The sequence below is a fragment of the Streptococcus sp. A69 genome (assembly GCF_058556195.1).
The window spans coordinates 114,039-123,359 of the sequence record NZ_JBZUJU010000003.1 but is presented as its reverse complement, the minus strand read 5'-3'; the positions used below and the strand labels follow the sequence as shown (position 1 = coordinate 123,359).

The following is a 9,321-nucleotide window of genomic DNA, read 5'->3' as shown; positions in this document are numbered from 1 at the left end:
GGGAGTTTAGCTCAGCTGGGAGAGCATCTGCCTTACAAGCAGAGGGTCAGCGGTTCGATCCCGTTAACTCCCATATAGGTCCCGTAGTGTAGCGGTTATCACGTCGCCCTGTCACGGCGAAGATCGCGGGTTCGATTCCCGTCGGGACCGTTTAAGGTAACGGAAGTTATTTTAGACTCGTTAGCTCAGTTGGTAGAGCAATTGACTTTTAATCAATGGGTCACTGGTTCGAGCCCAGTACGGGTCATATTTGCGGGTTTGGCGGAATTGGCAGACGCACCAGATTTAGGATCTGGCGCTTAACGGCGTGGGGGTTCAAGTCCCTTAACCCGCATAATAGAAAGTAGCCGGCTTAGCTCAGTTGGTAGAGCATCTGATTTGTAATCAGAGGGTCGCGTGTTCAAGTCATGTAGCCGGCATTTTTTTATATAGAATAAGAGGTCGATGCGAACGTAGTTCAGTGGTAGAACACCACCTTGCCAAGGTGGGGGTCGCGGGTTCGAATCCCGTCGTTCGCTTAGAGAGGCCGGGGTGGCGGAACTGGCAGACGCACAGGACTTAAAATCCTGCGATTGGTAACGATCGTACCGGTTCGATTCCGGTCCTCGGCATATAATGATGAGCACCCTTAGCTCAACTGGATAGAGTACCTGACTACGAATCAGGCGGTTAGAGGTTCGACTCCTCTAGGGTGCATTTTTTTATTTAACGCGGGAAGTAGCTCAGCTTGGTAGAGTACTTGGTTTGGGACCAAGGTGTCGCAGGTTCGAATCCTGTCTTCCCGATTGAGTATGGGGATACCTAAGGGTATCTTTTTATATGTGTTAAGGAGATTCTGAGAATCTTCTTTTTTGTTTTTAAGGAATGAATTTAGGAAAACCAGCAGTGCTTAAGGAATGATAGTGGCTATATATTTTCTTTAATTATGGTAAAATAGTAAGAGAATAATGTGAGGAAATTGAATGTCAAGTAAGTTTGAAATTTTAATGAATCAAATAGGAGTCTCTGATCAATTGAAACAGGATCCTGCTCTTGTTAATGCAAGTATTGAGGGTGTTGTGGTTCATAAAATTAGTAAGATTTGGGAATTTCATTTTGTATTTTCTAATATTTTACCGATTGAAATCTTTTTAGAATTAAAGAAAGGGCTTAGTGAAGAATTTTCTAAGACAGGGAATCGAGCTGTTTTCGAAATCAAAGCTCTCTCTCAAGATTTTTCAAATGAGCTCTTGCAGGCCTACTATAAGGAGGCTTTTTCTGAAGGTCCATGTGCTAGCCAAGGGTTTAAGTCTCTTTATCAGAATTTGCAAGTTCGTGCAGAGGGAAATCAGCTCTTTATTGAAGGTTCAGAGGTGATTGATAAGGAACACTTTAAGAAAAATCATCTTCCTAATTTAACAAAGCAACTTGAAAAGTTTGGTTTTCCAGCTTTTGTCTGCCAAATCGAAAAGAATGATGCTCTTACACAGGAGCAGGAGGAAGCCTTCCATACGGAGAATGAACAAATCGTTCAGGCTGCTAATGAAGAGGCTTTGCGTGCTATGGAACAACTGGAACAGATGGCTCCTCCTCCAGTAGAAGAGAAACCGGCCTTTGATTTTCAGGCTAAAAAGGTTGCGGCAAAACCAAAATTGGATAAGGCTGAAGTTACCCAGATGATTGATGTGATGACTGAGGAAAATCGTTTGGTTTTTGAAGGGGTCGTTTTCGATGTGGAGCATAAGGTGACCAGAACTGGTCGCGTTTTGATCAACTTTAAAATGACGGACTACACTTCAAGTTTTTCAATGCAAAAATGGGTTAAGAATGAAGAAGAGGCTCAGAAGTTTGACATCATTAAGAAAAATTCTTGGCTTCGTGTTCGTGGGAATGTGGAGATGAATAACTTCACACGAGATTTGACAATGAACGTGCAGGATGTGCAGGAAGTTGTTCACTATGAGCGGAAGGATTTGATGCCGGAAGGTGAGCGTCGGGTTGAGTTTCATGCTCATACTAATATGTCGACCATGGATGCTCTGCCAGAAGTAGAGGAAATTATTGCGACAGCTGCAAAGTGGGGACACAAGGCGGTTGCCATCACGGACCATGGGAATGTTCAGTCCTTTCCACATGGCTACAAGGCAGCTAAGAAAGCAGGAATTCAGCTGATCTATGGAATGGAAGCCAATATCGTTGAAGACCGTGTTCCTATCGTTTACAACGAAGTGGAGATGGAATTGTCAGAAGCGACCTACGTGGTTTTTGACGTGGAAACGACGGGACTTTCAGCTATCTATAATGACTTGATTCAAGTTGCGGCTTCTAAGATGTACAAGGGAAATGTTATTGCTGAATTTGATGAATTTATTAATCCTGGATATCCCTTGTCAGCCTTTACTACCGAGTTGACTGGAATTACAGATGATCATGTCAAAAATGCCAAACCACTGGAACAAGTTTTGCAAGAATTCCAAGAATTTTGCAAGGATACGGTTCTAGTTGCCCACAATGCTACCTTTGACGTTGGCTTTATGAATGCTAACTATGAGCGTCATGGTTTGCCTAAGATTAGCCAGCCAGTTATTGATACGCTCGAGTTTGCTAGAAACCTCTATCCTGAGTATAAACGTCATGGTTTGGGACCTTTGACCAAGCGTTTTGGTGTGGCACTGGACCACCACCACATGGCCAACTACGATGCGGAAGCTACTGGTCGTTTGCTCTTTATCTTTATCAAGGATGTAGCAGAAAAACATGGTGTGACTGATCTGGCTAGACTGAATATTGATTTGATTAGTCCAGACTCTTATAAAAAAGCTCGGATCAAGCATGCGACCATCTATGTCAAGAATCAAGTGGGTCTAAAAAACATCTTTAAGCTGGTTTCTTTGTCCAATACCAAGTACTTTGAAGGGGTGCCACGGATTCCGAGAACGGTTCTAGATGCTCATCGGGAGGGCTTGATTTTGGGAACAGCTTGCTCTGAAGGTGAAGTTTTTGATGCGGTTGTTTCCCAAGGTGTAGATGCGGCGGTTGAGGTGGCTAAGTATTATGACTTTATCGAGGTTATGCCACCAGCTATCTATGCACCATTGATTGCTAAAGAGCAGGTTAAGGATATGGAGGAACTCCAGACTATTATCAAGAGTTTGATAGAGGTCGGGGACCGTCTTGGCAAGCCCGTTTTAGCTACGGGAAATGTCCATTATATCGAACCGGAAGAAGAGATTTACCGTGAAATTATCGTCCGTAGTTTGGGACAGGGGGCTATGATTAACCGAACCATCGGTCACGGCGAACATGCCCAACCAGCACCGCTACCGAAGGCTCATTTTAGAACGACCAATGAAATGTTGGATGAATTTGCTTTCTTGGGAGAAGATTTAGCACGCAAATTAGTCATTGAAAACACCAATGCCTTGGCAGATATCTTTGAACCTGTTGAGGTTGTTAAGGGTGACTTGTACACTCCTTTCATCGATAAGGCTGAAGAAACGGTCGCTGAGCTGACCTATAAGAAAGCTTTTGAGATTTATGGAAATCCGCTGCCAGATATTGTTGATTTGCGGATTGAAAAAGAATTAACATCCATACTGGGGAATGGATTTGCCGTGATTTATCTAGCATCGCAGATGCTGGTGCAACGTTCCAATGAACGGGGCTACTTGGTTGGTTCTCGTGGGTCTGTTGGGTCCAGTTTTGTTGCGACCATGATTGGGATTACGGAGGTTAATCCACTCTCTCCTCATTATGTTTGTGGTCAGTGTCAGTATAGTGAGTTTATCACGGATGGTTCTTACGGTTCAGGTTTTGATATGCCTAATAAGGACTGTCCAAACTGTGGTCATAAACTTAGCAAAAATGGACAGGATATTCCGTTCGAGACCTTCCTTGGTTTTGATGGAGATAAGGTTCCCGATATTGACTTGAACTTTTCGGGAGAAGACCAGCCTAGCGCTCACTTGGATGTGCGTGATATCTTTGGTGAAGAATATGCCTTCCGTGCAGGAACGGTTGGTACGGTGGCTGCTAAGACCGCTTATGGCTTTGTAAAGGGCTATGAGCGGGACTATGGGAAGTTTTATCGTGATGCAGAGGTGGAACGCCTCGCTCAGGGTGCGGCTGGTGTCAAGCGGACAACAGGACAACACCCGGGGGGAATCGTTGTTATTCCTAACTACATGGATGTTTACGATTTTACGCCTGTTCAGTATCCAGCAGATGACATGACGGCTGAATGGCAGACGACTCACTTTAACTTCCACGATATCGATGAGAATGTCCTCAAACTTGATGTACTGGGGCATGATGATCCGACCATGATTCGGAAATTGCAGGACTTGTCTGGTATTGACCCTAATGAAATTCCCATGGATGATGAAAGCGTTATGGCTCTCTTTTCTGGAACGGAAGTTTTAGGGGTGACGCCTGAGCAAATTGGAACTCCAACAGGGATGCTGGGAATTCCAGAGTTTGGAACCAACTTTGTACGTGGAATGGTCGATGAGACACATCCGACGACTTTTGCGGAGTTGCTTCAGCTGTCTGGTCTATCCCACGGTACCGATGTGTGGCTGGGGAACGCCCAGGATCTGATCAAGCAAGGGATTGCGGACCTATCAACTGTTATCGGTTGTCGGGACGATATCATGGTTTACCTCATGCATGCAGGCCTCGAACCTAAGATGGCCTTTACTATCATGGAACGGGTGCGTAAGGGCTTGTGGTTGAAAATTTCTGAAGAGGAGAGAAATGGCTATATCGAAGCCATGAAGGCCAACAAGGTGCCAGAGTGGTATATAGAGTCCTGTGGGAAAATCAAATATATGTTCCCTAAAGCTCACGCGGCAGCCTACGTTATGATGGCCTTGCGTGTGGCCTACTTTAAGGTTCACCATCCGATTTATTACTACTGTGCTTACTTCTCCATCCGTGCCAAGGCCTTTGATATCAAAACCATGGGTGCGGGCTTGGATGCCATCAAGCGCAGAATGGCAGAAATCGCTGAAAAACGGAAGAACAATGAGGCCTCTAATGTGGAGATTGATCTCTATACAACTCTTGAGATTGTTAATGAGATGTGGGAGCGTGGTTTCAAGTTTGGCAAACTCGATCTCTACCGTAGTCAGGCGACAGAGTTCCTCATCGATGGGGATACCCTCATTCCGCCATTTGTTGCTATGGATGGTCTAGGAGAAAACGTTGCCAAGCAGTTGGTACGAGCGCGTGAAGAGGGAGAGTTCCTCTCGAAAACCGAGTTACGCAAGCGTGGAGGCCTTTCCTCAACCTTGGTTGAAAAGATGGATGAAATGGGGATTCTCGGCAATATGCCAGAGGATAATCAGTTGAGTTTGTTTGATGATTTGTTTTAAGAATTAGAACGGGGAACATCTTTATGAAACTTAGAATCTTTGCGGAAGACAAACCAGCTGAAAAGGTTTTTGACTATCAGCTAGAGCTGGCAGATGAAACAATTATCCTATCGACAGTGCTTCTGTCGGGTGCCATTGCTTTAGCAAGATTGTTTTCTGCTTTAAAAGAAAAATAGAAAAGGAAGAATAGAATGGTTTTACCAAATTTTAAAGAAAATCTAGAAAAATATGCGAAATTGTTGGTTGCGAACGGAATTAATGTGCAACCTGGTCACACCTTGGCTCTCTCTATCGATGTGGAGCAACGTGAATTGGCGCATTTGATCGTTAAAGAAGCCTATGCCCTGGGTGCGCATGAGGTCATCGTTCAGTGGACAGATGATGTCATCAACCGTGAGAAATTCCTCCACGCTCCGATAGAGCGCCTGGACAATGTGCCAGAATACAAGATTGCTGAGATGAACTACCTCTTGGAGAACAAGGCTAGCCGTCTTGGGGTTCGTTCTTCTGATCCAGGTGCCTTGAACGGTGTGGACGCTGACAAGCTTTCAGCTTCTGCTAAAGCTATGGGACTTGCCATGAAGCCAATGCGTATCGCAACGCAATCCAACAAGGTTAGCTGGACTGTAGCAGCCGCTGCTGGACTTGAGTGGGCTAAGAAGGTCTTTCCAAATGCTACGAGCGATGAAGAAGCAGTCGATCTCCTTTGGGACCAAATCTTCAAAACTTGTCGTGTTTACGAAGAAGATCCTGTTAAGGCTTGGGAAGAACATGCAGCCATTCTTAAGAGCAAGGCAGATATGCTTAATAAGGAGCAATTTTCAGCCCTTCATTATACAGCGCCAGGGACAGATTTGACACTTGGCTTACCTAAGAACCACGTTTGGGAATCAGCTGGTGCTATCAATGCACAGGGCGAAGAATTCTTGCCAAATATGCCAACAGAGGAAGTCTTCACAGCGCCTGATTTTCGTCTCGCAGATGGCTATGTTACTTCTACAAAACCACTTAGCTACAACGGAAATATCATTGAGGGAATTAAAGTAACCTTCAAGGATGGTCAAATCGTAGATATCACTGCTGATAAGGGTGATCAGGTCATGAAAGACCTTGTCTTTGAAAATACGGGTGCGCGTGCCTTGGGTGAATGTGCCTTGGTACCAGATCCAAGTCCAATTTCACAGTCAGGGATTACCTTCTTTAACACTCTTTTCGATGAAAATGCTTCAAACCACTTGGCTATCGGAGCAGCCTATGCGACCAGCGTTGTTGGTGGAGCAGAGATGAGCGAAGAAGAACTTGAAGCTGCAGGACTGAACCGTTCAGATGTTCACGTGGACTTTATGATTGGTTCTAGCCAAATGGATATCGATGGTATCCGTGAGGATGGAACGCGCGTACCGCTCTTTCGTAATGGAGACTGGGCAAATTAAGGAGAAGCTATGATTGGAAGCATGTTTGTCGGTCTTTTAATTGGACTACTAGCAGGGGCTATCACCAATCGTGGAGAACGTATGGGATGCTTTGGGAAGATGTTTCTCGGTTGGATTGGTGCCTTTTTAGGACAATTACTCTTTGGTTCTTGGGGGCCAAGCCTAAATGGTACAGCCATTATCCCAGCAGTTCTCGGTGCCATGATTGTGTTAGCTATTTTCTGGGAAAGAGGAAGTTAACTTCCCGGCTCTGAAAAGGAAAGGAGGTTGGCTATTGAGCCAGCCTCCTTTTGAGTATGATATAATAGTTCTATGAGATTAGATAAATTTTTAGTTGCATGCGCTGTGGGAAGTCGGACGGAGGTCAAAAACTTGCTCAAGGCTGGACGCGTGACGGTCAATGGCAAGAAAGAAAAATCAGCAAAATTGCAAATAAATGAAGAAAAAGACGAAATTCGCTTTGATGGTCAAGTGCTAGAGTACGAGGAGTTTGTCTACTACATGATGAACAAACCTCAAGGAGTCATTTCAGCGACTGAAGATACCAAGCATAGAACGGTTCTAGACTTGTTGGATGACTTTGCGCGGACCAAGGAAGTTTTTCCAGTAGGGCGCTTGGATATTGACACGCATGGTCTCCTGCTTTTGACCAATGATGGTCAGCTGGCCCATGCGTTGCTTTCACCCAAACGTCATGTGGATAAGACCTATTTGGCTCAAGTCGAAGGCATCATGAGCCAAGAAGATGTGGACACATTTGCCAAGGGCATTCCGCTCAAGGATTTCACCTGCCAGCCGGCTAAACTAGAGATTTTGTCACTGGATTCAGATAAGGGTGAGAGCCAGATTCGTGTGACCATAGCAGAGGGGAAATTCCATCAGGTCAAGCGTATGGTGGCCTACTGCGGGAAGGAAGTCGTGGACCTGCAACGTTTGACTATGGGAACTTTAGCCTTGGATGAGAATTTAGAACGAGGAGAATGGCGTCGTCTGACCAAGGAGGAGTTAGAAATTCTCCTTGCTAGTATTGCTTAGTTTGGATTATGTTAGGAAAGGTGAGGGAGAATGTCCTTACCTTTTTCGTTTTTCAGTTGCTTCCTTTGTGAAAAGAGTTATAATAGACAGTAGAATAAAAGGAGGAATCTATGAACGCGATTCAAGAATCATTTACAGATAAACTATTTGCCAACTATGAAGCAAATGTCAAATACCAAGCGATTGAAAATGCTGCCAGTCACAACGGAATTTTTGCAGCCCTGGAACGTCGCCAAAGCCATGTAGACAATACACCTGTTTTCTCATTGGATTTGACCAAGGACAAGGTTACTAACCAGAAAGCCTCTGGTCGTTGCTGGATGTTTGCGGCCCTCAATACTTTCCGCCACAAACTCATTTCTCAATACAAACTGGAAAACTTTGAGTTGTCACAGGCTTACACTTTCTTCTGGGACAAGTACGAGAAATCCAACTGGTTCTTGGAGCAAGTGATTGCGACTGCAGACCAAGAATTGACGAGCCGCAAGGTTAGCTTCCTACTCCAAACACCTCAACAAGACGGTGGTCAGTGGGATATGGTAGTATCCCTCTTTGAGAAATACGGTGTCGTGCCCAAGTCTGTTTACCCTGAGTCTATCTCATCTAGCAACAGCCGTGAGCTCAATGCAATTCTTAACAAATTGCTTCGTCAAGATGCCCAAATCTTGCGTGATTTGCTTGCTTCTGGTGCAGACCAAGCGACTGTTCAAGCCAAGAAGGAAGACCTCTTGCAAGAAATCTTTAACTTCCTTGCTATGTCACTAGGTCTTCCACCACGTAAATTTGACTTTGCTTATCGTGATAAGGATGATAACTACCAAAGCGAAAAGGGTATCACACCACAAGAGTTTTACAAGAAATATGTCAATCTTCCTCTAGAAGATTATGTTTCGGTTATCAATGCTCCGACTGCTGACAAGCCTTACGGCAAATCTTACACAGTTGAGATGTTGGGGAATGTGGTTGGTAGCCGTGCAGTTCGCTACATCAACGTACCGATGGAGCGTTTGAAAGAATTGGCGATTGCCCAAATGCAAACAGGAGAAACTGTTTGGTTTGGTTCAGATGTCGGCCAGCTCAGCAACCGCAAAGCTGGAATTCTTGCAACAGATGTTTATGATTTTGAATCAAGCATGGACATTCAACTCACTCAAGACAAAGCTGGACGTTTGGACTACAGCGAAAGCTTGATGACCCACGCCATGGTCTTGACAGGTGTGGACTTGGACGAAAATGGTAAGTCAACCAAGTGGAAGGTTGAAAACTCATGGGGAGACAAGGTCGGTACAGATGGTTACTTCGTCGCCTCAGACGCTTGGATGGATGAATACACCTATCAAATCGTTGTCCGTAAGGAATTACTGACAGCAGAAGAACAAGCTGCCTATGAAGCAGAACCAATTGTGCTTGCACCTTGGGATCCAATGGGAGCCTTGGCAGAATAAAATATCAAGAAAAAAGGTTAGGGGAATCCTAGCCTTTTCTTAGTGCTTCTTAAA

6 protein-coding genes and 9 tRNA genes are annotated in these 9,321 nt (G+C 44.8%); all 15 read left to right on the top strand.

From position 1 onward, the window contains the following. The 15 genes from AC4ME5_RS08150 to pepC all read left to right on the top strand — a co-directional run bounded on the left by AC4ME5_RS08150 (position 1) and on the right by pepC (position 9,267). Positions 1-73 (top strand) — tRNA-Val (locus tag AC4ME5_RS08150). A gap of 4 nt (positions 74-77) precedes the next feature. Further along, positions 78-150, top strand: a tRNA-Asp gene (locus tag AC4ME5_RS08145). 24 nt (positions 151-174) lie between these two features. Next, positions 175-247: transfer RNA gene (locus AC4ME5_RS08140), tRNA-Lys, on the top strand. A 5-nt stretch (positions 248-252) separates the two neighbouring features. Further along, a tRNA-Leu gene (locus tag AC4ME5_RS08135) sits at positions 253-334 on the top strand. A gap of 12 nt (positions 335-346) precedes the next feature. Then, positions 347-419: transfer RNA gene (locus AC4ME5_RS08130), tRNA-Thr, on the top strand. A gap of 27 nt (positions 420-446) precedes the next feature. Further along, positions 447-518: transfer RNA gene (locus tag AC4ME5_RS08125), tRNA-Gly, on the top strand. 7 nt (positions 519-525) lie between these two features. Further along, positions 526-611 (top strand) — tRNA-Leu (locus tag AC4ME5_RS08120). A gap of 11 nt (positions 612-622) precedes the next feature. Continuing rightward, a tRNA-Arg gene (locus AC4ME5_RS08115) sits at positions 623-696 on the top strand. Positions 697-711: 15 nt separating this feature from the next. After that, a tRNA-Pro gene (locus tag AC4ME5_RS08110) sits at positions 712-785 on the top strand. A gap of 177 nt (positions 786-962) precedes the next feature. Beyond that, positions 963-5,354, top strand: coding sequence for a PolC-type DNA polymerase III (locus tag AC4ME5_RS08105; RefSeq protein WP_491800480.1), 4,392 nt, complete (start codon positions 963-965; stop codon positions 5,352-5,354). A gap of 23 nt (positions 5,355-5,377) precedes the next feature. Next, positions 5,378-5,530, top strand: a complete 153-nt coding sequence (locus tag AC4ME5_RS08100) for a hypothetical protein (RefSeq protein WP_000776621.1) — start codon at positions 5,378-5,380, stop codon at positions 5,528-5,530. Between the two features lie 15 nt (positions 5,531-5,545). Next, on the top strand, positions 5,546-6,787 hold the full coding sequence (locus AC4ME5_RS08095) for an aminopeptidase (protein WP_007522466.1): 1,242 nt from the start codon (positions 5,546-5,548) through the stop codon (positions 6,785-6,787). A gap of 9 nt (positions 6,788-6,796) precedes the next feature. After that, positions 6,797-7,027, top strand: a complete 231-nt coding sequence (locus tag AC4ME5_RS08090; protein WP_000580441.1) for a GlsB/YeaQ/YmgE family stress response membrane protein — start codon at positions 6,797-6,799, stop codon at positions 7,025-7,027. A gap of 72 nt (positions 7,028-7,099) precedes the next feature. After that, positions 7,100-7,822: a pseudouridine synthase gene (locus tag AC4ME5_RS08085; protein ID WP_491800479.1), complete on the top strand. Its 723-nt coding sequence runs from the start codon at positions 7,100-7,102 to the stop codon at positions 7,820-7,822. Positions 7,823-7,932: 110 nt separating this feature from the next. Beyond that, positions 7,933-9,267 (top strand): aminopeptidase C, encoded by a 1,335-nt coding sequence (gene pepC, locus AC4ME5_RS08080; protein WP_491800478.1) that lies wholly within the window; start codon positions 7,933-7,935, stop codon positions 9,265-9,267. The last annotated feature ends 54 nt before the right edge of the window (positions 9,268-9,321 follow it).